The sequence below is a fragment of the Streptomyces odontotermitis genome (assembly GCF_050510915.1).
In the GTDB taxonomy this organism is placed as follows: domain Bacteria; phylum Actinomycetota; class Actinomycetes; order Streptomycetales; family Streptomycetaceae; genus Streptomyces.
In genome coordinates this window covers 514645-541021 of the sequence record NZ_JBNJLS010000002.1, presented here as the reverse complement: position 1 = coordinate 541021, position 26377 = coordinate 514645, and the positions used below count along the sequence as shown (strand labels likewise).

At 73.4% G+C, this 26377-nt stretch carries 17 protein-coding genes; 11 read left to right on the top strand and 6 right to left on the bottom strand.

Annotation, left to right across the window (positions count from 1 at the left end):
* Nucleotide 1 precedes the first annotated feature (1 nt).
* Nucleotides 2-3682, bottom strand: coding sequence for a nitrate reductase subunit alpha (locus tag ACQB60_RS08575; protein ID WP_496925224.1), 3681 nt, complete (start codon nucleotides 3680-3682; stop codon nucleotides 2-4).
* Between the two features lie 235 nt (nucleotides 3683-3917).
* On the opposite strand from ACQB60_RS08575, the gene ACQB60_RS08570 reads away from it, so the two are divergent.
* Nucleotides 3918-4379, top strand: a complete 462-nt coding sequence (locus tag ACQB60_RS08570) for a hypothetical protein (protein ID WP_496925647.1) — start codon at nucleotides 3918-3920, stop codon at nucleotides 4377-4379.
* Here ACQB60_RS08570 and ACQB60_RS08565 read toward each other — a convergent pair.
* Nucleotides 4369-5184, bottom strand: a complete 816-nt coding sequence (locus ACQB60_RS08565) for a helix-turn-helix domain-containing protein (RefSeq protein WP_496925223.1) — start codon at nucleotides 5182-5184, stop codon at nucleotides 4369-4371. The genes ACQB60_RS08570 and ACQB60_RS08565 overlap by 11 nt on opposite strands.
* 108 nt (nucleotides 5185-5292) lie before the next feature.
* On the opposite strand from ACQB60_RS08565, the gene ACQB60_RS08560 reads away from it, so the two are divergent.
* Both ACQB60_RS08560 and ACQB60_RS08555 read left to right on the top strand, forming a co-directional pair.
* The gene (locus ACQB60_RS08560) at nucleotides 5293-5598 is read left to right on the top strand and encodes a 4a-hydroxytetrahydrobiopterin dehydratase (protein ID WP_496925222.1); all 306 of its coding nucleotides are present in this window, start codon (nucleotides 5293-5295) and stop codon (nucleotides 5596-5598) included.
* Nucleotides 5599-5604: 6 nt separating this feature from the next.
* A complete protein-coding gene (locus ACQB60_RS08555) occupies nucleotides 5605-6339 on the top strand; it encodes a class I SAM-dependent methyltransferase (RefSeq protein WP_496925221.1) in 735 nt (244 codons plus the stop codon).
* A gap of 55 nt (nucleotides 6340-6394) precedes the next feature.
* Here ACQB60_RS08555 and ACQB60_RS08550 read toward each other — a convergent pair whose 3' ends face one another.
* Nucleotides 6395-6859 carry a hypothetical protein gene (locus tag ACQB60_RS08550; RefSeq protein WP_496925220.1) on the bottom strand — a complete coding sequence of 155 codons (465 nt, stop codon included), beginning with the start codon at nucleotides 6857-6859 and terminating at the stop codon, nucleotides 6395-6397.
* On the bottom strand, nucleotides 6856-7341 hold the full coding sequence (locus tag ACQB60_RS08545; RefSeq protein ID WP_496925219.1) for a hypothetical protein: 486 nt from the start codon (nucleotides 7339-7341) through the stop codon (nucleotides 6856-6858). The genes ACQB60_RS08550 and ACQB60_RS08545 overlap by 4 nt, the downstream gene beginning before the upstream one ends.
* A 62-nt stretch (nucleotides 7342-7403) precedes the next feature.
* Here ACQB60_RS08545 and ACQB60_RS08540 point away from each other — a divergent pair, with 62 nt between their 5' ends.
* Complete coding sequence (locus tag ACQB60_RS08540) at nucleotides 7404-8480, top strand: helix-turn-helix transcriptional regulator (protein WP_496925218.1); 1077 nt, start codon at nucleotides 7404-7406, stop codon at nucleotides 8478-8480.
* A gap of 192 nt (nucleotides 8481-8672) precedes the next feature.
* Nucleotides 8673-9602 carry a class I SAM-dependent methyltransferase gene (locus tag ACQB60_RS08535; RefSeq protein ID WP_496925217.1) on the top strand — a complete coding sequence of 310 codons (930 nt, stop codon included), beginning with the start codon at nucleotides 8673-8675 and terminating at the stop codon, nucleotides 9600-9602.
* Between the two features lie 112 nt (nucleotides 9603-9714).
* On the opposite strand, the gene ACQB60_RS08530 is transcribed toward ACQB60_RS08535, so the two are convergent.
* The gene (locus ACQB60_RS08530; protein WP_496925216.1) at nucleotides 9715-11244 is read right to left on the bottom strand and encodes a glycosyltransferase family 39 protein; all 1530 of its coding nucleotides are present in this window, start codon (nucleotides 11242-11244) and stop codon (nucleotides 9715-9717) included.
* A gap of 296 nt (nucleotides 11245-11540) precedes the next feature.
* On the opposite strand from ACQB60_RS08530, the gene ACQB60_RS08525 reads away from it, so the two are divergent.
* The 6 genes from ACQB60_RS08525 to ACQB60_RS08500 all read left to right on the top strand — a co-directional run bounded on the left by ACQB60_RS08525 (nucleotide 11541) and on the right by ACQB60_RS08500 (nucleotide 25221).
* Nucleotides 11541-15767, top strand: a complete 4227-nt coding sequence (locus tag ACQB60_RS08525) for an nSTAND1 domain-containing NTPase (protein ID WP_496925215.1) — start codon at nucleotides 11541-11543, stop codon at nucleotides 15765-15767.
* A gap of 16 nt (nucleotides 15768-15783) precedes the next feature.
* Nucleotides 15784-17391 (top strand): serine/threonine-protein kinase, encoded by a 1608-nt coding sequence (locus tag ACQB60_RS08520; RefSeq protein WP_496925214.1) that lies wholly within the window; start codon nucleotides 15784-15786, stop codon nucleotides 17389-17391.
* 47 nt (nucleotides 17392-17438) lie between these two features.
* Nucleotides 17439-17828, top strand: coding sequence for a CU044_2847 family protein (locus ACQB60_RS08515; protein ID WP_496925213.1), 390 nt, complete (start codon nucleotides 17439-17441; stop codon nucleotides 17826-17828).
* Nucleotides 17829-17858: 30 nt separating this feature from the next.
* A complete protein-coding gene (locus ACQB60_RS08510) occupies nucleotides 17859-19586 on the top strand; it encodes a VMAP-C domain-containing protein (protein WP_496925212.1) in 1728 nt (575 codons plus the stop codon).
* 68 nt (nucleotides 19587-19654) lie between these two features.
* Nucleotides 19655-20743: an AAA family ATPase gene (locus ACQB60_RS08505; RefSeq protein WP_496925211.1), complete on the top strand. Its 1089-nt coding sequence runs from the start codon at nucleotides 19655-19657 to the stop codon at nucleotides 20741-20743.
* Nucleotides 20740-25221: an SAV_2336 N-terminal domain-related protein gene (locus tag ACQB60_RS08500; protein WP_496925210.1), complete on the top strand. Its 4482-nt coding sequence runs from the start codon at nucleotides 20740-20742 to the stop codon at nucleotides 25219-25221. Before ACQB60_RS08505 ends, ACQB60_RS08500 begins: the two co-directional genes overlap by 4 nt.
* 50 nt (nucleotides 25222-25271) lie before the next feature.
* Here the strand turns inward: ACQB60_RS08500 and ACQB60_RS08495 are convergent, their stop codons facing one another.
* Nucleotides 25272-26105 carry an aldo/keto reductase gene (locus ACQB60_RS08495; RefSeq protein WP_496925209.1) on the bottom strand — a complete coding sequence of 278 codons (834 nt, stop codon included), beginning with the start codon at nucleotides 26103-26105 and terminating at the stop codon, nucleotides 25272-25274.
* Nucleotides 26106-26377: the final 272 nt, after the last annotated feature.

The window sequence follows — 26377 nt, the reverse complement described above, 5'->3', positions numbered from 1 at the left end:
CTCAGTACTCCACATCCTGCGAGCGGCGGCGGATGACCGTCACCTCGTCGCGCTGGTTGCCGGTCGGGCCCAGGTAGTTGAACGCCCAGGACAACTGGGCGTAGCCGCCGATGAGATGGGACGGCTTGAGGATCACGCGGGTCAGGGAGTTGTGGATGCCGCCGCGCTTGCCGGTGGCCTCGGCCTTCGGGACGTTCACGGTGCGCTCCTGCGCGTGGTGCATGTACACCGTCCCCGCCGGCATGCGGTGCGAGACGATCGCGCGGGCCACGACCACGCCGTTGCGGTTCACGGCCTCGATCCAGTCGTTGTCCTTCACCCCGATCGCGTCCGCGTCCTGCGGCGCCATCCAGATGCACTGGCCGCCGCGCGAGAGCGACAGCATGAACAGGTTGTCCTGGTACTCGGAGTGGATCGACCACTTGTTGTGCGGGGTGAGGTAGCGGACCGTCACCTCCTTCGTCCCGTCGGGCCCGAGCCGCGGCTCGCCGAAGAGGCGGTTCATGTCCAGGGGCGGCCGGTAGACCGGCAGCGCCTCACCCAGCTCGTGCATCCAGTCGTGGTCGATGAAGAAGTGCTGGCGCCCGGTGAGGGTGTGCCAGGGCTTGAGGTGCTCGGTGTTGAGGGTGAACGGCGCGTAGCGGCGCCCGCCCGACTCGCTGCCCGACCACTCCGGGGAGGTGATGACCGGCACCGGCTCGGCTTGCGTGTCCGCGTAGCTGATGCGCTTGCCCTCGTGCTCGGCGGCCAGGTGCGCCATCTCCTGCCCGGTGCGCGCCTCCAGGGTGTGGAAGCCCTGGGTGGCGAGCCGGCCGTTGGTGGTGCCCGACAGGGCGAGGATGGTGTTGGCGGCCTTCACCGCCGTGTCCATCGCGGGGCGCCCGTCGGCGGGACCGCCGCGCACGACGCCGTTGCGCTCGCGCAGCTCGTCGACCTCCTGGTCGGGGCGGAGCATGATCCCCTTGGCGGGCAGGCCGAGTTGCTCCACGTTCGGGCCGAGCGCGACGAACTTCGCGCCGATCGCCGTGTAGTCCCGCTCCACCACCGCGAGGCCCGGCATCGTCTTGCCGGGCACCGGCTCGCACTCGCCCTTGCGCCAGTCCAGGACCACGCCGCCGGGCTGGGCGACCTCGCCCGGGGTGTCGTGCTGCAGGGGCGTCGCCACCAGGTCCTTGCGGGTGCCCAGGTGGTCCACGGAGAGCTCGCTGAGCCGGTCGGCGATCGCACGGAACGCGTCGAAGTCGGAGCGGGCCTGCCAGGGCGGGTCGACGGCCGGGGTGAACGAGTGGACGTACGGGTGCATGTCCGTGGTCGCGATGTCGTGCTTCTCGTACCAGGTCGCGGCGGGCAGCACCACGTCCGACAGGAGCGTCGAGGAGGTCTGCCGGAAGTCGAGGGACACGAGGAGGTCGAGCTTGCCCTCGGGCGCCTCGTCCCGCCAGGTGACCGTGGTGGGCCGCTCGTCGGGCGCGGCCTCCTCGGCCCGCAGCGACGAATGGGTGCCCAGCAGGTGCTTGGTGAAGTACTCGGCGCCCTTCGCGGACGAGCCGAGCAGATTGGCCCGCCACAGGGTCAGCACGCGCGGCCAGTTCTCCGGGGCGTCGGGGTCCTCGCACGCGAACTTCAGCGTGCCCGCCTTGAGTTCGGCCACCGTGTCGGCCACCGGGTCGGACGTCTCCCCGAGCTCCAGGGAGCTGCGGTCGAAGGTCGGGTACGAGGGCATCCAGCCCGAACGCGCCGACAGGGCCAGGCAGTCGGCGCCCGTCATCCCCTCGAACTGCCCGGTGCCCAGCGGCGAGGACAGCACGTCGGCGGAGAACTTGTCGTAGCGCCACTGGTCGGTGTTGGTGAACCAGTACGCGGTGCCGATCATCTGGCGCGGCGGCCTGCTCCAGTCGTTGGCGCTCGCCAGCGTCGCCCAGCCGGTGATCGGCCGGCACTTCTCCTGGCCCACGTAGTGCGCCCAGCCACCGCCGTTGCGGCCCTGGCAGCCGGTGAGCTGGAGCAGCGCGAGGAAGCCCCGGTAGATGGTCTCCGAGTGGAACCAGTGATTGGTCCCCGCACCCATCAGGATCATGCAGCGCCCGCGCGACTTCTCCGCCGTCGCCGCGAACTCCCTTGCGATCTTCACGCATTGGGCCGCCGGGACGGAGGTGTGCGCCTCCTGCCAGGCTGGGGTGCCCGGCGTCTCCGCGTCCTCGTACGACGCGGGCCACTGCCCCGGAAGCCCCGGGCGCGCGACGCCGTACTGTGCGAGCAGCAGATCGAAGACCGTGGTGACCAGCGGCCCGTCCTGGCCGCCGAGCCGGGTCGCCGGCACGCCGCGGCGCACCACCTCGCCGCGGCCCTGACCGTGCTCGCCGCCCTCCGTGTCGAAGCGGGGCAGCAGCACCTCGACGCCGCCCGCGACATCCGCGCCGTGCAGCGACAACTGCGGCTTGATGCTGCCCAGTTCGAGGTTCCACTTGCCCTTGCCGGACTCCGTCCAGCGGAAGCCCAGCGAACCGTTCGGGACGGCGGGCTGGCCGGTCGCCTCGTCGAGCACGACGGTCTTCCACTCGCCGCCCTCGCCGGGCTGGTTCAGGTCGCTGGCGCGCAGGAACTTCGACGGGACGTAGGCGCCGTCCCTCTCGGTGAGGGTGACCAGGAACGGCAGGTCGGTGAACTTCCGTACGTAGTCGGTGAAGAAGTCCACCTGCCGGTCGACGAAGCACTCCTTGAGGACCACGTGCCCCATCGCGAGCGCCAGCGCGCCGTCCGTGCCCGGGTGGGGGTGCACCCACTCGTCGGCGAACTTCGTGTTGTCGGCGTAGTCGGGGGAGACCACCACGACCTTCTGGCCCCGGTAGCGGGCCTCCGCCATCCAGTGCGCGTCCGGCGTCCGCGTGACCGGGACGTTCGAGCCCCACATCATGAGATACGCCGCGTCCCACCAGTCGCCCGACTCCGGTACGTCGGTCTGGTCCCCGAAGACCTGCGGCGAGGCGACCGGGAGGTCCGCGTACCAGTCGTAGAACGACAGCATCGGCGCGCCGATGAGCCCCATGAAGCGGGCCCCGGCGGCATGCGAGACCTGCGACATCGCGGGGATCGGCGAGAAGCCCGCGACCCGGTCCGGGCCGTACGTCTTGATGGTGTGCACGTGCGCGGCCGCGATGATCTCGACGGCCTCGTCCCAACTGGCCCGCACCAGGCCGCCCTTGCCGCGCGCCTGCTGGTACTTCCGGCGCCGCTCGGGATCGCCCTGGATGTCCGCCCACGCCAGGACCGGGTCCTTCAGGCGGGCCTTCGCCTCCCGGTACATCTCCACGAGCACGCCCCGCAGATACGGGTACCGGACGCGGGTCGGCGAGTACGTGTACCAGGAGAACGCGGCGCCGCGGGGGCAGCCGCGCGGCTCGTACTCGGGGCGGTCGGGGCCGACGCTCGGGTAGTCCGTCTGCTGGGTCTCCCAGGTGATGATGCCGTCCTTGACGTACACCTTCCAGCGGCAGGAACCGGTGCAGTTCACGCCGTGCGTGGAGTTCACGACCTTGTCGTGGCTCCATCGGTCCCGGTAGAAGGCGTCCGCCTCCCGGCCACCGGTGAGGGACACACTGTGCAGGTCGGGGGCGGCGGTGCCGCGGCGGAAGAACTTCCCAGCACGCAGGAGTGCGGCACCGGGCTCGGTCGTCTCAGTCACCCTTGGCTCCCTAGGTCTGCCTCTTGCCGAACCTAGGGGCGGGGAATGGGGGGCACACCCCTGTGGGGGCCGTATGGGTTGTTCGGCCGAGGGGCGGCCTTACCTCTGACGTAATCGACCCGCACCCCGCGTCTCGGCACAGTGATGGCACCGGGTCCGGTCCGGCGCACTCCGGACCGGACCCGGGCCCCGAACCCGGCAAGGAGGCTGATCCGCCATGTCCGCATCGTCTGCGCTGTCCACGTTCCAGCTCACCGCCCTCGCCCGCACCACCGACCCCACGGCGATGCTGCGCCGCTTCCTCGGCCTCGACGCCGTCGTCACCGGCGTGAACGGGCTCGCCTACGCCGTCGCGTCCGGGCCCCTGGGGCGGCTGCTGGGCGTCGACGACGGGCTGCTGCTCACGCTCGGGGCCGGTCTCGTCGTGTACGCGGTCGGGGTCGGTGTGCTCGCGGCCCGCACGAGGCCGCCCGTGCTCGGCGTGCGGGCCGTCGTCGAGGTCAACGCCGTCTGGGCGGTGCTCAGCGTCGTCGCGCTGGTCGTCTGGTTCTCGCCGAGCGCAGCGGGGGCCGTGTGGATCCCGCTGCAGGCCCTCGTCGTGGCCGGATTCGCCGCGGTCCAGTACGGGGCGCTGCGCGCCGGGCGGGCGGCCACGGCCGGCTCGGTCGGCTCGGCGGGCTCGGCGCTCAGGGCGTGAGGGTCTGCAGGTACTTGACCGTCGCCGGGTCGGCCGGGAGCAGCGTCTCGATGGCCAGCTCGGCGACCGTCACGTCCATGGGCGTGTTGAACGTCGAGATCGACGACACGAAGGACAGCTCGCGGCCCTCGTGGCGGACGCGGAGCGGGAGCGCGAAGTAGGGGACGTCGGTGCCCTCGGCGAAGGCGTCCTCGCCCGGGTCCGCCACCGGGTAGGCCGCCACCTCCTCGTACACCGCACGCAGCGCGTCGGAGCGCTGCAGCGCGATCTGCCGCTCCATCTGGTGCAGCAGGTGGCCGCGCCACTCGCGCAGGTTCAGGATCTTCGGCGCAAGGCCCTCGGGGTGCAGGGTGAGGCGCATCGCGTTGAGGGGCGGCTCCAGGAGGTGCTCCGGGAGGCCGTCCATGAGCATCGCGATGCCGCGGTTGGCGGCCACCACCGTGTACGACGCGTCGACGACCAGGGCCGGGTACGGCTCGTAGCCGTGCAGCAGGCGCTCCATGCCCTCGCGCAGTGTCTCGAAGGCGGGGTCGTCCATCGAGGTCTCGGTGAAGCGCGGCGCGTAACCCGCCGCCAGGAGAAGGTCGTTGCGCTCCCGGATCGGCACGTCCAGGTGGTCGGCGAGGCGCAGCAGGAAGTCCTCGCTCGGCCGGGACCGGCCCGTCTCCACGAAGCTGATGTGGCGGGCCGAGGAGTCGGCGCGCAGCGCGAGGTCCAGCTGGCTGATCCGGCGCCGGGTGCGCCAGCCGCGCAGCAGCGGCCCGACACCCGTGGCTTTTCCTGTGGCGGGAACGGCAGTTGTCATATCCGGAACCGTAATCGAGGAGTGGCGTGTGATGGGTGGCTGGGGCAGGCTGAGAACTCCACGGAACGGAAGCGCGAACAACCAGAAACCCGGAAGGAACGGTGCGCCATGGCTGTCGAACCGCTGTCGCAGAAGGACATCGAGGACCGGCTCGCGGAGCTGCCGGGCTGGTCGGTCGACGGCGACAGGCTCAGCCGCACCTACCGCCTCGAAACGCACTTCGCGGCCACCGCGATGGTCGTGCACATCGCGCAGATCCAAGAAGAGCTCGGCCACCACTCGGACCTGACGCTCGGCTACAACACCGTGACCCTGGCCGTGAACACCCACAGTGCGGGCGGTGCCCTCACCGAGCTGGACTTCGAACTGGCCCACCGCGTGGCGGCGTTGGCGCCCGGACATGGAGCGTCCTGAACGACCATGCTGGACTACTCCGCAGAGGCCGACCGCTACGACGCGAGCCGCGGCGGCGAACCCCGCGCCGAGGCCGCCGCCGCTGCCGTGCTCGGCCTGGTGCCGCCCGGCGCCCGCACCCTGCTGGACGTCGCCTGCGGCACCGGCCTCGTCACGCGCCGACTGGCCCGGGGCGGCCTGGCCGTGACGGGGGTGGACGCCACCGAGCGCATGGCGCGCATGGCCGCAGGGCGCCTTCCCGGTGCCGTCGTCATCGGCGACAGCCGCCAACTCCCCTTCCGCGACGGCTCCTTCGACGCCGTCTGCGCGGTGTGGCTGCTGCACCTGCTCTCCGGGGCGGAGGAGACGGGCACGGTGGTGGGGGAGTGTGCGCGGGTGCTGCGGCCCGGCGGGGTCTTCGTCACGACCGTCGACAAGGCCGCCGCGCACGACGTGGGCAGCGACATCGACGCGGTCCTCGCCGACCGGCCCCGGCGCCCCTCCGTCGACGCGGCGGACGTGGTCGCCGGGCACGCGGCCGGTCACGGTCTGCGCCGGACCGGAGCCGCCCGCTTCCGGGGCCACGGGCAGGGGCGTTCCCCGCGCTCCACGGTCGCCGACCTGCGGCGCGGCTGGTTCACGCAGCTCGCCCCCGACGACCCCCTGACCCGCCGCTTCGCCGACGAGCTCGCGCGCCTCCCGGACCAGGAAGTCCCGCGCCCGGACCCGGAGTTCACGCTGCACGCGTACGCGAAGCAGTGAGCCGTCCCCTCCGGACTCCTGACCCCTGACCCCTGACCCTTGGCCCTTGGCCGCGCTAACTCCGCCGCGTGAACGCCATCGACCAGTTCTCCACCCACGTCGCCCCGCCGTCCAGTGAGAACGCCTGCTCCCAGCGGGCCGTGGTCTTCGAGATCCCCGACCACACGAACCGCACGCGTACATCCTTGCCGTCGTGGGTGTCGTCGCCGTAGAACTCGCCGCGCCCGTCCTCGGCGAACGCCCCGAACACGGGCGGGAAGAGCCGTCCCGTGCGGTCCGTGGACCAGTTCAGCGACCACAGCCGCGTCTTCGGGTCGAAGAGCCGCAGCGTGAGCCCGGTCCAGCCCTGCTCGGGCACCGGCATCTCGTCGATGTTGGCGGCCCCGCCGAACAGGCTCCAGCAGCGGTTCCGCGCCGAGAACTCCTCCCAACCGCTGTGCGGATCAAGGAAGTCGAGGCGGCGGCGGTGCGCCACGTCCCAGTCGCCGAAGAAGAAGTCGAAGTCGTGGGCGGTGCTCATGCGGCGAGGTCTCCTGTCGTGGCGCCGGGGCGGGAGTCGGTGAGATAGGCGTCGAGGTCGGGCACGTCGGGGGCGAGCACGTGCCGTATCCAGGCGTCGCGTTCGTGCTGGATCGGCGGCAGCTCCCACACGCAGCCGATCCACGGCACCTCCGGGGTGATGAAGTGGGTCGGGTCCGTGTCGGGGCAGCCCAGCGCGGGCTGGCCCGCCGCCGCGCCCTTGAAGTGCAGGACGTTGTCCCACACCCAGCTGTACGCGTTGAGGTAGGCGCCGCTGTCGCCGCCCCGGTGCAGCACCACGAACGTCGCGGGCGGCGTCGTCCCGTCCGGCTCGGGGAGCAGCCGGGGCAGGATCGCGTACGCCGCCTCCTCCACCTCGGGCGCGATGCCCGCCGGGTCCGTGGTGACGTGGTAGCGCTTGATGTGCCGGCCGGACACCTGGACCGGCGGCCGGACGGTGATCAGTTTCTCCTGGAAGGGCATGGCAGGAAGCTAGAGCCGCTTCACTGACATCCTGTGTCAGTGAAGTCGGCGAAAATGGCGTGGTGAAGTCCAGCCGACTCGTCTCGATCCTGCTCCTGCTCCAGACCAGGGGCTCGATGACCGCCGCCCAGCTCGCCACCGAGCTGGAGGTCTCCGTGCGCACCGTCTACCGCGACATCGAGGCGCTGTACGCGGCCGGGGTCCCGCTGTACGGCGACGCGGGCCACGCGGGCGGGTACCGGCTGCTCGACGGCTACCGCACCCGGCTCACCGGTCTGACCACCGGCGAGGCCGAGGCCCTCTTCCTCGCGGGCGCGCCCGGACCCGCTGCCGAGCTCGGCCTCGGCCCGGTCCTCGCCGCCGCCCAGCTCAAGGTCCGCGCGGCGCTCCCGCCCGAGCTGCGCGGCCACGCCGACCGGATCAGCGCCCGCTTCCACCTCGACGCCCCCGGCTGGTACGCGGAGGAGGACCCGGTGCCGCACCTGCCCGCCGTCGCCGACGCGGTGTGGAACGGCCGGGTCCTGGACGTCCGCTACCGCCGCTGGCGAGCGCCCACCGAGGTGGAGCGGCGGCTGCGCCCGTACGGCCTGGTCCTGAAGGCGGGCCGCTGGTACGTGGTCGCGGCGGCGTCCGCTGTGCCCGCACCTGCGTCTGTGCCCGAGGCTGTGCCTGTGCCTGTGTCTGTATCCACGTCTGCGTCCGCGGCTGGGGGCGGGCACCCGCGCACGTACCGCGTGGACCAGATCCTCCGACTCGACGTGGCGGACGAGGAGTTCACGGTCCCGGACGGCTTCGACCTCGCCGCGTACTGGCGGGCGTACCAGGAGTCCTTCCACGCCCGGCTGCACGAGGGCGAGGCGGTGGTCCGGCTCGCCCCGGAGACGCTGCCCCGCCTCACGGGTGCCGCCGCGCGGGCGGCCGAGGCGACGGGCCGACTGGAGGGGGACGGCTGGACCCGGGCCGTGCTGCCCATCGAGAGCGTCCCGCACGCACACGACGTGTTCCTGGGATGGGGTGCGGGCGTGGAGGTCCTCGCCCCTGCGGAGCTGCGGGAGCGGATGGCGGGGACGGTGCGGAGGCTGTACGGGTTCTACGGGGGCGGGGCCGGTCCCCGCGGGGCGGAGCGAGGCGGCGGCTGAGCCCTCCTTGCCCGTGGCGGGTGCCGAGCCGCCCTCTCCTTGCTGAACCGGCAACGTGACTTGCCCGAGGGGCGAAGGTGCGCGCACGCTGACAGCGGTCCGGCGACGGGCCAGGGACCACCGGCCCGGCGGGCCGAGAACCCCGCGGACCAAGAACCCCGCGGAGCGGAGAACTACGGAAGGGCGGCGACGATGGGCCACCACGACCACCACGGCGCACAGCAGGACAGCACGCAGACCCAGGGCCACAGCCACAGCCACGGTCACGGTCATCACGGTCACGACACCGAGATGGACTGGGCCGCCATGATCCCGCACCTGGAGCAGAACGCCGAGGTCACGGCGCCCCTGTACCGGGACGCCGCGGCCTGGCTGCGCGAGCTGCGCCCCGCGCCCGCGACGGTCGTCGACGCGGGCAGCGGCCCCGGCGTGGTGTCCTGCCTGCTGGCCGAGGAGTTCCCCGGGGCGCAGGTGATCGCGATGGACCCCGAGGACGCGCTCCTGGAGCGGGCCGCCGACCGTGCCGCGCGCGAAGGGCTCGACGGCCGCCTGCGCACCCTCCGCGCCGAACTGCCCGAGGGCATCGGCGAGCTGCCCCCCGCTGACCTGATCTGGGCGGCCCGCTCCCTGCACCACGTGGGCAACCAGGGCGCTGCGCTCGCCGCGCTCGGCGAACGGCTCACGCCGGGCGGCGCCCTCGCCGTCCTGGAGGGCGGCCTGCCCGCCCGCTACCTCCCGCGCGACCTCGGCTTCGGCCGCCCCGGCCTGCAGGCCCGGCTCGACGCGACGGAGGCGGAGTGGTTCGCGCAGATGCGCGCGGGCCTGCCCGGCGCGCGGGAGGCGGTCGAGGACTGGCCGACCCTCCTCAACGCCGCGGGCCTGCGGCACATGGCGACCCGCACCTTCCTGCTCGACCTCCCCGCGCCCCTGCCCGAGGCGGCCCGGGCCCATGTGGTGGACCAGTTCACGCGCATCCGCGAAGGCTTCGCCGAGGCCCTCGCCCCCGACGACAAGGGCACTCTCGACCGCCTGCTCGACCCCGAGGACCCGCAGGGCCTGAGCCGCCGCCCGGACCTGTTCCTGCTGGCGGCGCACACGGTGCACGTGGCCGTGAAGGAGTAACGAGCCGGTGGGGAGGGCGAGTTCAGTAGAGGCCAGTAGAGGCGAGTAGAGGTCGGCAGTGGTCGGCGGCGGTCAGTAGAGGTCGGCGGCGGTCAGTGGAGGTCGGCGGAGTTCAGCAGCGACCGGGGCGCGCGTAGAGGATGACGCGCGCCCCGTCGACGTTCCGGGTGCGGCACTTCTCGAAGTGGCGGTCGAGGACCGACCGCTTCACCGCCTCGCCCGCCGCGGTGTCGGCCGGCCCGCCCGGGTCGGTGGCCACGACGACGCGGGACAGGCGGGGCTGGGCGAGGAGCCGGGCGCGCAGGACGTCTGCGGGCACCTCGGTCCCGTACAGGTTGTCCGCCGCCACCGGATCCCGGTCGAGCGCGATGTCGCGCAGGCCCGCGGCCGCCCACGGGTACGGGCGCGACCAGGCACGCCGGCGCAGCGGCAGATACAGCACGGCGTCGCCGTACCGGCCGGTGTCGCGCAGGACGCGGGCCACGGCCGTGGCGTCGTCGACGCGGCTCTCCGGCGCGCGCAGCTGGACGGAGAGCGGGACAAGGGAGACGACGGCGGCCCCCGCCACCCCGGCCGCCACGACCGCGCGCCACCGGGCACCCCGCGCCGCCCGGTCGAGGGCCCCGCCGACGAGCAGGGCGAGCCCCGCGTGGGAGTAAAGGACGTACCGGTCCATGTAGAGCGGGCGGACGAGGGAGGCGAGCAGGAGCAGCGCGGAGGGCAGCACGGCGAGCCCGAGCCCGAGCCGCACGAACGCGGCTTCGCCCATGCCTCTTGCGCCAGCCGTGTCCTCGTCGGCACTCCGACCCAGGCGTCCGCCCAGGCCCTGCTCTCCGCCCTGGCCCTGTTCCCGGCCCTGGCCCTGCTCTCCGCCCTGGCCCCGCTCCCGGCCCAGGCCCCGCTCCCGGCCCAGGCCCCGCTCCCGGCCCAGGCTCTGAGCCCGGCTCAGGACCCTGCCCCCGCCTCGGCGCACCGCGCCCCACCACCCGCTGTCCCGGGCGAGGAACACGGCGCAGGCGCCCCCGATCCCGGCCAGGACGGCGAGTGCCTGGGCCGCTGCCCGGCCCGGTCCGCCGATCCACTCCACCTGTGCAGACTGCCGCTGGCTCAGCACTGCCAGCGGCGTGAGCCCGGCGACCACGGTGGCTGCGGCCGCCAGCCACCCGCGCCGGGCGGTGCGCGGTACGACCAGCGCGTGCGCGGCGAGCGCAAGCACCGCGAACTCGTGCAGCAGGCAGGCCAGGAGCAGCACCGCCGCGTACCCCGCCCACCGCCGACGACCGCCCAACTGGACGGCGCGCACCAGCAGATACGTCGCCCAGACGACGGCCGCGCACACCATCGCGTACGACCGGCCCTCCTGCGCGAACCGCTGCACCGGCGGCAGCACGGCGAACACGACCCCGGCGAACAGCCCGGTCCGGAGCCCCGCGAGCCGCAGACCGGTCAGCGCCACCCCGGCCGCGGCGACCGCCGTCGCGAGCACCGACGGGAGGCGCAGCACGAGCGTGAGGTCGACGCCGTACGGGACCGTCCGGAAGAGGCCGTGCATGACGAGGTAGTACAGGCCGTGGACGGCGTCCACGTTCCCCAACGTGTTCCAGAGATCGGGCAGTTCGCGGCTGGCGACGTCGACGGTCACCGCCTCGTCCCGCCACAGGTGGCCCTCGCGCCGTACCCCCCACAGGCCGAGGGCGAGAGCGAGGAGCGCGCCGGGCAGGACGGCCGACCACAGGGGCCGCGGAGTCGCTCGCGGCGGAGCCGGGGTGCCGGCTGGGCGCGCGGTGGTGCGCTGGGTCTGGAGGGCGGTGGTGATGGCGGGCTCCCCGTACGGACGGATCGGTGGTGACCAGGCCCGACACGGGGCCCGAAAGGCCGAGTTCAGCCGAGCGGGGATTGATGGGCAGCCCTGTTCCGGGCCGTCAATCAATTGTTAGCGTGGATGGGATCTTCGCCGGTGGAGGGGCGGGCGAGGACGGAGAGGGGGAGAGGGGGAGCACGGTGGGGCGCAGGGAGAAGCCGCTGGAGCCGACGGCGGGCCCCGTGCAGCGCCTCGCGTACGAGCTCCGCAAGCTCCGCGTGGACGCGGGCACTCCCACCTACCGGTCGATGGCGCAGCGCGTCCCCTACTCGGCCCCGACCCTGTCCGCCGCGGCCTCCGGGGAACGGCTCCCCTCCCTCGCCGTGCTCCTCGCATACGTCGCCGCGTGCGACGGCGACGCGGAGGAGTGGGAGCGGCGGTGGCAGGAGACGGTCACCGCCCACGCCCAACCCACCCCGGAGGGCACGGAGTCGGAGGAGTCGCCCTACCCGGGGCTGGCCCGCTTCGGCCCCGGCGACCGGTCCCGCTTCCACGGCCGCGACGACCTCGTGGACGAACTCCTCGACCTCACCGCGCGCCATCGCCTCGTGGTGGTGCTCGGAGCGTCGGGGAGCGGCAAGTCGTCGCTGCTGCGGGCGGGGCTCATCCCGGCGCTGCGGGAGCCGGGCGTGAGGGGACGGGGGCCGCACGAGGAGGGGCGGGCGGATGCGGACGGCTGCGCGGGGTCGGGAGGCGGGGCGGACGCGAAGGGGCGGGCGGGCGCGAGCGGTTGCGTGGGGCCGGAAGGACGGGCGGATGCGGACGGTCGCGCGGGGCTGGTAGGCCGGGTGGACGCGAAGGGCCGGGTGGAGCCGGAAGGCCAGGCGGATGCGAGCGGTCGCGCGGAGCGCGAAGGCCGGGCGGACATGAACGGTCGCGCAGGGCCGAAGGTCCGGGCAGACGCGAGCGGTTGCGCGGAGCTGGAAGGTGGGGCGGACGCGAAGGGCCGGGCGGACGCGAGTGGTTGCGCGGGGCTGAGGGGTCGGGGCGGGCGGCCCGCCGCTATCCGCATCCTCACGCCGGGCGGCCGGCCCGCCCGTACGCACCGCGCCCTGTTCACCCCGGCCGACGGAGACGGCGACACGCTCCTCGTCGTCGACCAGTTCGAGGAGACCTTCGCGCTCTGCCGGGACCCCGCCGAGCGCGCCCGCTTCCTCGAACTGCTGCTTGCCGCCCGCGAACCGGCCCGCCGCCTCCGCGTGATCCTCGCCGTCCGCGCCGACTTCTACGGCCACTGCGCCGAGCACGCCCCGCTCGCCGACGCGCTGCGGGAGGCGAGTCTCCTGGTCGGTCCGATGACGCCCGCCCGCCTCCGGGAGGCCGTCGTCCGGCCCGCCACGGCCGAACACCTTGTCGTGGAGCGGGCGTTGACCGCCCGCATCGTCGCCGACGTCGCCGACGAGCCGGGCGGACTGCCCCTGATGGCGCACGCCCTGCGCGAAGTGTGGCGGCGGCGCAGCGGCAAGACGCTGACCGAGGCCGCGTACGAGGCGATCGGCGGTGTCCGCGGGGCCGTCGCGCACACCGCCGAGGAGGTCTTCGAGAGCTTCACGGAGGGTGAAGCGGCGGCAGCCCGCAGGCTGTTGCTGCGCATGGTGGAGCCGGGCGACGGCACGCAGGACACCCGCCGCCCCGTCGAGCGCGCCGAACTCCCGGGCGGGAGTGGAGAGGCGGGAGAGGCTGAAGAGGCCGGGGAGGCCGACAGGGCACGGGAGGTCGGCGGGAGCAGCGAGGTGCTGGAGCGGCTGGTCCGCGCCCGGCTGCTCATCGCCGACGGCACCACCGTCGCCCTGGCCCACGAGGCGCTGCTCAGCGCCTGGCCCCGGCTGCGCGGCTGGGTCGAGGCGGACCGCGAACGGCTGCGGCTGCGGCGCGGACTGACCGAAGCGGCGTACGTCTGGAGGGAGTTGGGGCGGGATGCCGGGGCGCTGTACCGCGGTGCCAGGCTGACCGCGGCGCGGGACGCCTTCGCCGCCGGAGACGATGGTGATGGCGACAGCGACAGCGACAGCGACAGCGACGGCGATGGTGGCCTCGAACTGAGCAGGCTGGAGCGGGAGTTCCTGCGGGCGAGCGTCGCGGCGCACGACCACGGCGTACGCGCCTCCGCCCGCGCGGCCCGCAGGTCGCGGGTGCTGGTGTCCGCCCTCGCCGTGCTGCTCTGCCTCGCGGCCGTCGCGGGCGCGGTGGCATGGCAGCAGAACCGCACCGGGAAGCGGCAGCGGGCGGAGGCGGAGGCGCGCCGGATCGTGGGCGTGGCGCAGACGCTGCGCACCTCGGACCCGGTGACGGCGGCGCGGCTGAGCGTGGCGGCCTGGCGCCTCGCCGACCTGCCCGAGACGCGGGAGGCGGTGCGGACGGCGGGGGCCCGGCGGGAGCGGGACGCGTTCGCGGGCCTCGACGACGGTACGGTGCCCAACGCGACGCGCTTCCTCAGCGCGAACGGCCGCGTCCTGACGTCGGTCGACCGGGACCGGGTCACCCGGTGGGACATGCGCACCCACCGCCGCATCGGCACCTACGCCCCCCACCACGAGGACGGCGCCCCTGCCCGGGTCAGTGCGGACGGGCGGCTGCTCGCCGTCTGGGGCGAGCGGGGCGTCCAGGTCGTGGACCTGCGGCGGAAGCGGGCGGTGGGGCCGCGCTTCGGGCCGTCCCACCGGGGCAGCGTGGAGGGGAAGTTCGGGCCGAGCGGGCGGACGTTCGTCGTCGTCGACGAGGACCGGGACGAGGTCCAGGTGTGGGACGTGCGCCGCCACCGGCTCCTCGCGAAGGCCGAGGACGCACGCTCCAGCAGCAGCCCGGCCCCCGCGGTCAGCCCCGACGACCGGCTCCTGGCGACCTGCCTCGACGACGACGGCGGACTGACCGTCACGGACATCAGGACGGGACGCGCGCTCCGCAGGACCTGGCCGCGCGCGCTCGACGCGCGGGCGTGCACCGCCCAGGACGTGTCCTTCACGCCGGACGGCCGGGCGCTTGTCGTCCCCGCGGACGGCTCGATCCGCACCTGGGACGTACGGTCCGGACGCGAGCGCCCGAGGATCAGGGTGCCGGGCACGGAGGAACCGGAGGTGGCGTTCAGCGCGGACGGCGCCTTCGCCGTGACGCTCGGCAGGGACGAGTTCGCACTCTGGCGCACCGCGCGTCCGGACGCCCCGCTGCTGCGCCATGCCCGCGAGGACGCGGGCGCGGGGGAGGTGCGGCTCGACGCGGCGGACGGCGTGGTCCGCCACTTGGCGGGGCCCGAGGTCGTACGGACCGTCGACGTGAGCGCGGAGCTGTCGGCGGCCGCCCATGGCCTGCCGAAGCCCCTGCAGGCGGCGCGGTTCAGCCCGGACGGCCGCACGGTGGCCACCGTCGAACCCCACGGGGGCAAGGGGGACTTCAAGGTCCGGCGCACCCGCGACGGCCGGGCCACGGCCGTGCTTCCGGGCCGCACCTGCGCGGACTGCAGCGAACCGATGGCGTTCTCGCCGGACGGTCGTACGGTCGCCTACGCGCAGTACAGGGAGGACGGGACGACCCTGCGGGCCTGGGACCTGCGGCGGCGCGCGGCCACGCTGCGGCAGACCGTGCCGTCCCGGGTCGACGGCCTGGTGATCCCCGGCGCCGGCGCACCGCTCGTGACGACGGGCGGCCCCGTCGGCAGCCACGACAACGACGACCGCCGCATCGACACCTGGCGGGTCGACGCACACACCCGCCACCGCGTCCTGCGTCGCGCGACGGCGGGAATCCAGGCCACGCTCACCCCCGACGGCCGGTCCGCGCTGACCTGGGACGGCGTGCTCACCGACCTCGCAACCGGCCGGACGGCACACGTGCTGCGCGGCGAAGACATCGTCGAGACGGCCGAGTTCAGCCCCGATGGGCGCTACCTCGCGGTGGTCGACCACAACGGCAAGACCACCTTGTGGAACGGGCGCGGCACGCGTGTCCTCGGCGTGCTCTCGCCCGGGTCCCAGGCCGACAGCACCGGGGCAGCGGGAGTGCCCGTCCTCTCCTTCTCCGCCGACGGCCGCTACCTGGCCGCAGGCCGCGAGAACGGTTCCGTCCGCCTGTGGGAGACGTCCACACCGCGCCTGGCCGGAGCCGACTATCCGGCGACGGACGGCCCCGTCCTCGCCCTGGGCTTCGCCGACGGCGCACTCCGCGTCGCGACCCCGAGCTCGGTGACCCGCAGCCTCGCGGTCGCCCCGGAGCGTGCCGCCGCGGCGGCGTGCGCACACGCCCACGGCGGCCTCACCAGGTCCCAGTGGCGTACGCATCTGCCGAACACGCCCTACCGGGCCACCTGTTGACGGGCATGATGCCCGCATGACCACAGGGGAACGAGCCGGGACCGGCGGCGCCGAGGGCAAGGTGATCGGCGGCCGCTACCGGCTCGTCGAACGCATCGGCGCGGGCGGCATGGGCTCCGTCTGGCTCGGACACGACGACCTCGTCGACCGGGACGTCGCCGTCAAGGTGGCCCACCTGCCCGAACTGCTCCCGGTCGAACCCGCCACCCAGGCGGCCCGCGTCGAACGCATCCTGCGGGAGGCCCGCGCGGCGGCACGGGTGCGCCACCCCGCCATCGTCACCGTGCACGACGTCATCACGGACGGCGGGCTCCCCTGGATCGTCATGGAGCGCATCGAGGGCGAGTCCCTCGCCGGCCTGCTCGCCCGCGAGGGGGCGCTCCCCGAGCCCGAGACGGCCCGCATCGGCCTGCACGTGGCCCAGGCCCTGGGCGCTGCCCACGCGCGCGGCGTGCTGCACCGCGACGTGAAGCCCGCCAACGTGCTCCTCGGCACCGACGGGCGCGTCGTCCTCACCGACTTCGGCATCGCCTACATCGAGGGCGACGAGCCCCTGACCCGGTCCGGCGAGTTCGTCGGCTCCCTGGAGTACACCGCGCCCGAACGGATGGGCGGCCACCGTCCGGCGCCCCCGTCCGATCTGTGGTCGCTCGGAGTGCTGCTCTTCCGGATGCTGGAGGGGTGGTCGCCGTTCCGGCGGGAGACGCTGGAGGGGACGGTCGCTGCGGTGCTCACCGCTGCGAGCGTGCCGGTCGGGAAGGGGCGTGAACTGGGCGTACTCGTACGGGAGTTGCTGGCCAAGGTGCCCGAGGAGCGGCCGTCGGCGGAGGCGGTCGTGGACGTGCTGCGGAGGGTGGCGGAGCCACCGGCCCCGACACCGGCCCCGGCCCCGACACCGGCCCCGACACCGACACCGGCCCCGGCCGTGCTCCGGACGGCGCAGGGGGCGGGGGCCCGGCCGCGACCGCGGCGCCCGGCACGCGAGCGGCGCCGTGTCGTCCCCTACGCCGTCGTCGCGGCCGTGCTGGTCGCCGTCGCCGCCCTGACCGTCCGGCAGCTCACGGACGGCGACGGGTCGTCCCCCGAGGGCGCGTCGGAGAAACCGTCGTCCGCTCACGCGTCCCCTGCCCCGCACTCGCCCCGGCCCTCGCAGGGCAAGGCCAAGGAGAGGGCGGCGGCGAAGGGGTACCGGTTCGTCGAGGAGAGCTCGTTCGGCGTCGAAGTGCCGGACCGGTGGGAGCGGCACGACAGGAACAGCAAGGGCCAGTACCTGTTCACCGGCGGCGACTATCGGCTCACCGTCGTGCCGGGCAGGGATTCCGCCGACCGGTTCGGGAAGGAACCGATCAAGTACCTGAACGAGGGGGAGCCGGAACTGAAACCGTTCCGGGATTCGTCGTGGTCCTCGGTCACCGGCCTCCGGCAGATCGAAACGCGCGGTCTGACCATGGCGGAAGGCCGCTACACCTGGCAGGAGGAGACCGGCCGGGAGGTCTACGTCCGCAACCTCGCCATCCTCTCCAAGGGCCGCTACCACCTCATCCTGGTGACGGGCCCCGAGTCGCGCCGCGACGCCGTGAACCGGGTCTACGAGCGGGCCATGGCGACGTATCGCGAGCGGTAATTCCCAACGCCCCCTAACGGGACCCCTGTTGACGTTAACGTTCCTACATGAGCGAGCTGATGCGCTGGGAGTCCGACGACGGTCCCGTCGTCGTCGAGGTGGACACTCGGGACCCCGGATTCCGGTCCGTGTCGCGACGGCACCCCGATGGGGAGATCCACGATGTGCAGGGGCGGTTCGAGGACGCCCTGGACAGTGTGCGCGGGGCCGCGGAGGCGGCGTTGCGGGCGTTTCGGACCACCGTGCTCAACCCCGACGAGATCGAGCTCGAATTCGGTGTGAAGCTGAACGCTGCGGCCGGGGCCGTCATCGCGAAGACCTCCGCCGAGGGGCATCTGACCGTGAAGCTGTCGTGGACGCGGTCGCAGGGGGATGGTGGAGAGGGCGCGTCCGGGGTGCCCGTGCAGGGGCAACAGGGCGGTGCGCAGGGCGAGTAGGGGCGGACACAGAGGCGAATAATGGGGGACATGCACTGGCGTGCGCGGATCGCCACGGACGGGGGCCGGCCGGTGGGGGCCGGGGTGCTGGTCGACGACCGGCGCATCGTCACGTGCGCCCATGTCGTCCACGGCCTCAGCAAGGTGGTCGTGGCGCTCCCCGGAGTGGTCGGCGACCTGACCGCCACCGTGCGCGACTGCGGCACGGGGTGGGAGCGGCTCGACGACCTCGGGGACATCGCGGTTCTTGAACTCGACACACCGCTGGACTGCGAGCGCGCCTGCGTCTTCGCCCCGCTCGACGCCCTCGTACCTCAGAACGGCGCGCTCACCTATGAGTTGAGGGCTCTCGGCTATCCGCTCGGGCATGAGCAGGACGGCACGCACGTCACCCTCCGCACCAGCGGTGACCGCCTGCTGCGCGCGGAGTGGCTGGAGGTCGAGGTCGCCCAGGCCCATCTGCGGCGCCTGGACGAGGGGTTCAGCGGAGCCGCCGTGTACGACCCGACCAGCGAGCGCGTCGTGGGGATCGTCACCGACGCCGTGCTCGGCGGCGAACAGGGAGGGTACACGGGGCGGATGCTGCCCCTCGCCTCCATGCGGCGGCACTGGGAAGAGCTCGACGACCTGCTGGACCTCGACTGGCTCGCCACCGAGCCGCGCCGCGAACTGCGCATGCGGTGCGCGGGAGCCGAACCGCGGATCGGGCTCGAGGTCATCGTCCGGAAGGCGTTCCCCGCCTTCCGGCGCACGCTGCCCGCCTTCGCCTCCGTATGGGACGCCATCCGGTACGTGGGCGAGCAGATGCCCGGCGGCGAGGACCGGCTGGAACGGCTGCTGCGGGTCCTCGTCCCCCAACTCCCCACGCCCGCACGGGAAGACGTGGAGCAGTGGATGCGGTGCTGGCTCGTCGGGTACGCCGAGCGGGGGCGCGCCGAGGTCGGTGCCGCCGCCCGGTCCACCGGCTCCGTCATCGTGCGGCTCGAACCCCTCACCCGTGGCGCGAGCCTCGAACTCACCGTCTCCACCGTCGTCGACGGCGTCCGGGTCGGCGGCGCCGGACCCGAGCGGGTGCGCCGCGCCCAGGTCCCCGCCAAGGTCGAGGCGCTCCTCGCCGAGCAGGTCGCGAAGGTCCACGACCTGGACTGGATGCTGGAGTTCGTCGTCCCGGAAGGGCTCATGAACCAGCCCTTCGAGGACTGGAGCATCCACGAGCCCGGCGCGGCCAGGCCCCGCCCCCTGCGCTCCGTGCCCGTCGTCGTCCGCCACGTCGAGCGGCTCAAGCCGGTGACGGCGGCCCGTCTCACCCGCAAGCGCTGGGAGACCGTGCGTGCCCGGCGCGAGACCCGGCCGCAGCCGGTGCGCTGCGGAAGCCCGTACGACTACGCGGAGTTCTACGACTGGCTCGACGCCGACGACGACCTGTGCGCGCTCGCGTATGCCGCGACGCCCCGGCCGGACTGGCTGTCGGCCGCGCTCGACACGGGCGTGCCCATCATGCTGTGGCGGCGGCGCGACTGCGGGGCGGACGGCGGCGAGGGGCACGTGCGCTGTGCCGCCGAGGCGTACCTGGACGTTCTCGTCGCGGCCGTCGGTGCCGTGGCCCCCGACCTGCTGCCGACCGAGGTCATGAAGCTCCGCAAGGAGGCGCGTTCCCCGCACAAGGGGAGCGCCGACCACTGCGGGCACCGGCTCACCCTGTTCTGGGACGACCCGGAGCGCAAGCCCGATCCACCGCTGGCGATGGGGAGTTCGTGACGATGGGGAGTTCGTGGCGATGGTGAGTTCGTGGTGATGGGTAGTTCGTGAGATGGGGAGTTCGAGAGATGGCGCCTGACGAGACCGCCGCGTCGGCCGACTGGCAGCTCTACACCGGGGCGCGCGTCCCGCACGACGGGATCGAGCGGCTGCCCGCCCCGCCGCCGTGGCGCACCTTCACGGGCGGCCCGCCCCTGCCCGTCCCGCCCGGCGACTCCGGCAACCGGCACGCCGCGGCCAGCTACCGCCCGAGCCGCGACGCCGTCCGCCAGGTCAACGCCGCGCTCTACCTGCGCAGGCCCCTCCTCGTCACCGGCGCCCCGGGCACCGGCAAGTCGTCCCTCGCCTACGCCGTCGCCCATGAACTCGGCCTCGGCAAGGTGCTGCACTGGCCCATCACCAGCCGCGTCGCGCTGCGGGACGGGCTCTACGAATACGACCCGCTGACCAGGCTGTACGCGGCCGAGCGCGCCCGCGAGGACGGGCCGAGGGGCGCCGCAGGGCCCGACGACATCGGTGACTACCTCCGCCTCGGCCCCCTCGGCACCGCCCTGCTCCCGTACGAGCGTCCGCGCGTCCTGCTCGTCGACGAGATCGACAAGAGCGACATCGACCTCCCCAACGACCTCCTCACCATCTTCGAGAAGGGCTCCTACGAACTCGTCGAGCTGGCCCGCCGCGCGGAGCCGACGGCCAGGGTCATGACGGCAGACAGCACCACCGACCGGGTGGAGATCCGCGACGGCACGGTCACCTGCCGCGCCTTCCCGCTGGTCGTGATGACCAGCAACGGCGAACGCGAGTTCCCGCCCGCGTTCCTGCGGCGCTGCGTGACGGTGGACCTGAAGCAGCCCGCGAGCGTCGAGGAGCTGACGGCGATCGTGCGGGAGCACCTCGGGGGTGTGGTGGGCGCGGACCACGGCGCGGGCACCGAGGGTGAACTCCCCGACGGGGCACGGGACATCATCGAGCGCTTCTTCGCGCGCCGCAGCAAGGGGCTGCTCGCCAACGACCAGCTCCTCAACGCGATCTACATGTGCCACCACGCGTCGTTCAGCGAATCCCCCGAGACGGTCGCCGAACTGGCGGACCAGGTCATGCCGTATCTGAGCAGCGACACGGCCGGGCCCGACGACGACGGCGGCGCCCCGCGATGACCGTCGAGCGCCTCCGCGACGCCCTCGAAGCGCTGGGCCCGCCGGTCACGCCGCTGGAGCTCGCGGAGATGCTGTGGCTCGCGGAGCGGCTGCCGGGCGTGGAGGAGGAGTGCGAGCCGGGCGAGGACGGCGGACGGCCCGGAGGGCAGTACGCGGCGGGCCGCTGGTCGGACCCCTGGGCGGTCATGGACCCGGCCTTCGAGGACGACGACCGCGGGGACGGAGCGGACGACGATCCGGACGCGGACGCTGAGGAGGGCGCGCCGCAGGACGACGCCGCCGAGGAGGGGACCGTCGCCGGCGGCCGCCTCCTGCACCTGCCGCGCGGGGCGGGCCCGTCCGGCTCGGACGCCGACGAGCTGCTGGTGCCCGCGCCGCGCGCGCTCCGCCACGAACTCGCGATCCAGCGGGCCCTGCGCCCGCTCAAGCAGCGCGTCCCCGACCGCAGGCGCCGCCGCCTGGACGAGGACGCCACGGCGTCCCGCGCCGCCCGCCGCCCCGGCAGGCGCCCCTGGACCCCGGTCATGGTCCCCACCACGGACCGCCTCCTCACCCTCTCCCTCGTCGTCGACACCGGCCCCGCGATGGGCGTATGGCGGCCGCTGGTAAGGGAGTTGAGGGAGGCGATGCGGCGGACGGGGGCGTTCCGGGACGTGCGGGTGTGGTACCTGGCGGACCTGGGGCCGGGACTGGCCGTCCGCCCGTCCCCGACCGGCCCGGCCAGGGAGCCGGCTGCCCTCGTCGACCCCACCGGACGGGACCTCGTCCTCGTCCTCAGCGACTGTTCCGGGCCGCACTGGTGGGCCGGGCGGGTGGGGCCGGTCCTGCACCGGTGGGCGCGCAGTGGACCGACCGCCATCCTGCAGCCGCTGCCCGAACGCCTGTGGCGCCGTACCGCGGCGCCCGCCGTGCCCGGCCGGGCCATCGCCTCGCGTGCGGGCGCGCCCAACACGGCCCTCCGGTTCACCCCGCACGACGGCCGCACGAAGAGGGAGCCGGGCACGCTTCCCGTACCCGTACTGGAGCTGTCTCCGGAGTGGCTGGCCGACTGGGCGGGGCTCGTGATGGCGACGGGGGACCGGCGGCGGGACACGGCGGTCACGTACGTGAGTGCGCGGGAGGTGGCGCGCGAGGCGCGGCGGCGCGATGGCCAACCATCCCTCGTGGAGGGGGACTTGCCCCTGGAGGAGCGGCTGCTGCGCTTCCTCTCCGCGGCGTCCCCCACCGCCGCCGACCTCGCCGCCCACATCGCCCTCTCGGTCCCCGCGCTCCCCGTCATGCGGCTCATCCAGCAGCACGTCACCGTCGACTCGCCACCGAGCGACCTGGCCGAGGTGCTGCTCAGCGGGCTCCTCGAACCGGTTGCCGGGGAGCGGGAGTTGTACGAGTTCGTGCCGGGCGCGAGGGCGGCGTTGCTGGAGACGCTGCCCCGCCCCGAGTCGCTCGCCGCCGCCGAGCTCCTCAGCCGGATCGGCGAGGGCATCGCCGCGCGGACGGGGGCGCGCAGTGAGACGTTCCGCGCGGTCGTGCCGGTGGAGGAGGGGACGGGCAGCCGGGGGCTCGGGGCGGCGGGGGAGCCGTTCGCGCTGGTGAGCGAGGAGGCGTTGGGGCTGCTGCGGAACACGGCTGTGGCGGTGGCGGAGCGGAGGTTGGTGGAGGCGCCGTCGGGTGTGGGGACGGGGGCGGGGCCGAGGGCGGGTGTGGTGGAGGCGGAGGCGGAAGACATCGGCAGTGGGGTGGAGGTGGAGGCGGAAGACATCGGCAGTGGGGTGGAGGCGGAGGCCGGGGAAACGGAGGTGGATACGCGGCCGTTGGCGCTCCTCCAGCAGCCCGCCCTCACCCCCTGTCCCTCCGTCCTCTCGAACACTCCGCCGCCGCACAGCATCGTGGGACGTGAGCGTGAACTCGCCCTCTTGGACGAGGCGTTCATCCGCGCCGCTGTGCACGAGCCCTCCGTCGTCGCCGTCACCGGACTCGGTGGTGTGGGCAAGACAGCCCTGGCCGCGGAGTGGGTGCGGGAGATCGAGGAGGAGGACGTGTACGAGGGGGTGTGGTGGATCGACGGGGACACCGCAGACTCCCTCGACGAGGGCCTCGCCGCGCTGGCCGTCGCGGTCCACCCCGAACTGCCGCAGGACGTCAAGCCGTTGGCTGCCATGCCGACCGAGCTGCTGCGGGAGTGGGCCCTGGGGTGGCTGCAGGCGCACCACTGTCTGGTGGTCGTCGACAGCGGGGCAGCCACGGCGGACCTCCGCACCCTGCTGACCCGGGCCGGGCCGCGCGGCAGCTTCCTGGTCCTGGGGCGGCTCAGTGGCGAATGGTGCCCGCAGGACACGACGGTGGAGGTCGGACCACTCGAACTCCCCGCAGCCGTCGAGCTGTTCAATGAGCGCTCCGGCTTCGCGGAGGCTGCCGACGGCGTCGAAGAGCTCTGCGAGGACCTCGGCCGCCTCCCGCTGACCGTCTCCATGGCGGCCGCCTACCTCCGGCAGACCGACACCACCGTCATCGAGTACCGCGCCCAACTCGCCCGCATGAGCGCCGATCTGGTACGCGATCCGGGCCCGGACGGGTCCCCGACGGATGCGCGGAGGTTCGTCGAGCTCGCCCTCCAGGCCGTCGACAACCGCCTGGCCACCCGGATCCTGCTCATCCTGGCCTGGTACGGGACCGAGCCCGTGCCGCTGCGCCTGCTGGCCCTTGTGGAGTCCACCCCGAAGCGGGAGCGCGCCCTGCGCGGCCTGGCGCACGTCAAGCTCGTCGAGGTGGAGGGGGTCGAGGGCCGGGAGACGGTGCGGGTGCACGACCAGGTGCGCGCGGCGGCGCGGGTGCCGGACCCGGACGATCCGGCCCGGAGCGTGCGGGCCGTCGCGGAGGCGCGGGACGCGGCCGTTCTCTGCCTGCACCGAGGGCTGCCGGAGGGGTCTCTGGATCCGCTTCCCGAGAACGAGGTCACCATCGCCGATTGGCTGGGGATGCGGCCCCACATCGAGGCGTTGGCCGACCTCGTCCGGCCGGACCACGGCAGCCTGGCCTTCGCGGAACTGCTGGTGGCGGCCTCGGCGCGCGCCCTGCAGTCCGGCGCCCCGGAGCAGGCCGTTTCCTGGCTGCTGCGGGCGCTGGAGTGTGCCGGTCGGATACTCGAACCGGAGGATCCGGCCTATCTGCTGACGGCGGGGGCCCTCGCCAGGGCTTATGGGGCGGCGGACAAGATCGAGGCGTCGTACGAGGTGTACAGGAACGCGCTGGCGCCCTTGGGGCCGGTGCTCGGTGCGGACCACCCCGAGCTGGGAGCCATGCTCGCAGAGGTCGTGCGGCCGCCGTCGCGACGCCGACGGCTCACGCGCGAGCGCAGGCGCAGACTCCAGGCGGAGGCAGACGCCCGGTTCCTGGGGATCCTGCGCGCCGTCGAGGAGCTGCCGCCCGAGGACCGGCGCACCGTGGAACTCCACGCCGTGGAAGACGGCGCGGGGTCCGCCGAGGGACAGCTGTCCGTGGAGCAGTGCGAGGGGCTGCTGTACGAGGCGAGGATGGCCCTGGGCCCCGAGCAGAAGGAAACACTCGTCATCTGGTTCGACTTCGCCCGGACCTGCCATGCCGCGGGCGACACCGAGCGGGCGATGAGGGAGGCGGAGCTGCTGCTGCCGGTCTGCCGTGAGGTCCTGGGCGAGGACCATGCGCTGACGGTGGACATCAGGGTGGCCATGGCGGAGTGGTATCTGCTCACGGGCAACGGCCATTGGGCTGTCGCGACGTACAAGGATGTGCTGGACGCCAGGATCAGGACCCGCGGCCGAGAGCACCCGGAGACCCTGGACGCGCGCGAGGGCCTGGCCCGCGCACACCTGGCGCGCGGGGAGTGGGCCGAGGCCATCCAGCAGTTTCATCTGACGCTGGTCAACCGGGAGCGGGTCCTCGGCACCTTGGATCTGCGGACCGTCCGCACGCGCGAGTACCTGGCGGATGCCTATCTGGCCCTGGGGGACCCGGGCGGCGCGGTCCCGCTCTGCGAATCCGCGTACACCGACAGAAGGAGACAGCAAGGAGACGTGCACCCGGACACCCTCCGGTCCGGAGAGGGGCTGGCGCGGGCATACCTGGCGGCCCGGATGCTGAGCGCGGCGATGGGCCTGTGCGAGCGATTGGAGGCCCACCGGCTGATGGTGTCCGGCTCACCCGAAGAGCTCGCCCGCTCCGTGGAGTTGACGGCGGACGCGTACGAAATGGCAGGACGCTTCAGCGAGGCCGCTCGCAAGTACGAGGTGGTGGTGGAGCTGTGGCACCAGGAGCGCGGCGACGACCACCCGGACACCGTGCGCGCCCGGGAGCGGCTCGGCGACTGCCACATGAAGTCCGGCGACTCGGCCGCAGCCGCCCGGGAGTACGTGCGGGTCCACGAGGCCCACTCCTCCCGCCTGGGCCCCAACGCCCCCGAAACCCGCGCCGTCCAGGAGAAGTTGGACGGCCTGACGGCGTGACCTGGTCCGGCGAGCGGCCGGGCCAGGTCACGTCAGAGAGAAGGGAAGCCTCAGACCACGTCGAACGTGGCCGGGTCCGGCCCCAGCCTCCGGTCCTCGTTCAGCGCACTGATCGCCGCCATGTCCTCGACATCCAGCTCGAAGCCGAACACATCGATGTTCTCCTTGATCCGCGAGGGCGTCACGGACTTCGGGATGACGACGTTGCCCAGCTGGACGTGCCAGCGCAGCACGACCTGCGCGGGGGTGCGCCCGTGCTTCTGCGCGATGGCGATGATCGCGGGGACCTCCAGGAGGCCCTTGCCCTGGCCCAGCGGCGACCACGCCTCCGTGGTGATGCCCTGCTCCGCGTGGACCTCGCGGGACGCGCGCTGCTGCAGGTGCGGGTGCAGCTCGATCTGGTTGACGGCGGGGATCACCGACGTCTCGGCGAGGAGCCGCTCCAGGTGCTCGGGGAGGAAGTTCGAGACGCCGATGGACTTGGCGCGCCCCTCGGCCTGGATCTTCTCGAACGCCTTGTACGTGTCCACGTACAGGCCCTTGGAGGGCAGCGGCCAGTGGATCAGGTACAGGTCCACGTAGTCGAGGCCGAGCTTCTCCAGGGACGCGTCGAAGGCGCGCAGCGTGGCGTCGTGGCCCTGGTCCGCGTTCCAGAGCTTCGTCGTGATGAAGAGCTCCTCGCGGGGGACGCCGGACGCGGCGATCGCCTTGCCGGTGCCCTCTTCGTTGCCGTAGATGGCCGCGGTGTCGATGCTGCGGTACCCGGCCTCAATCGCGGTGCCGACGGCCTTCTCCGCCTCGTCGTCCGGCACCTGCCAGACGCCGAAGCCGAGCTGGGGCATCTCGACGCCGTTGTTCAGAGTGATCGGGGGGACCTTGCTCACGAGCTCTCGATCCTTAAGTCGGTTGCTGCCAACGAAGGCAGGATTGGTACTCCTATGGTCAACGATCAGTTGTGCTGTCGCATTCCTGGGGGCGGATTCGCGCGTGCTGTCGCATTCCTGGGGCGGTTTCGCGACGCGCACGGCTTCAGAACGGTCTGCACCATTGACCGCGTCCCGTCATGCCGCGACCCTATTGCACGTGAGTGAATCCAAGTCACTCATGTGAACGCTGCGCGACTTCTGCGCACACCCTCCTGAACCCCCACCCCCCG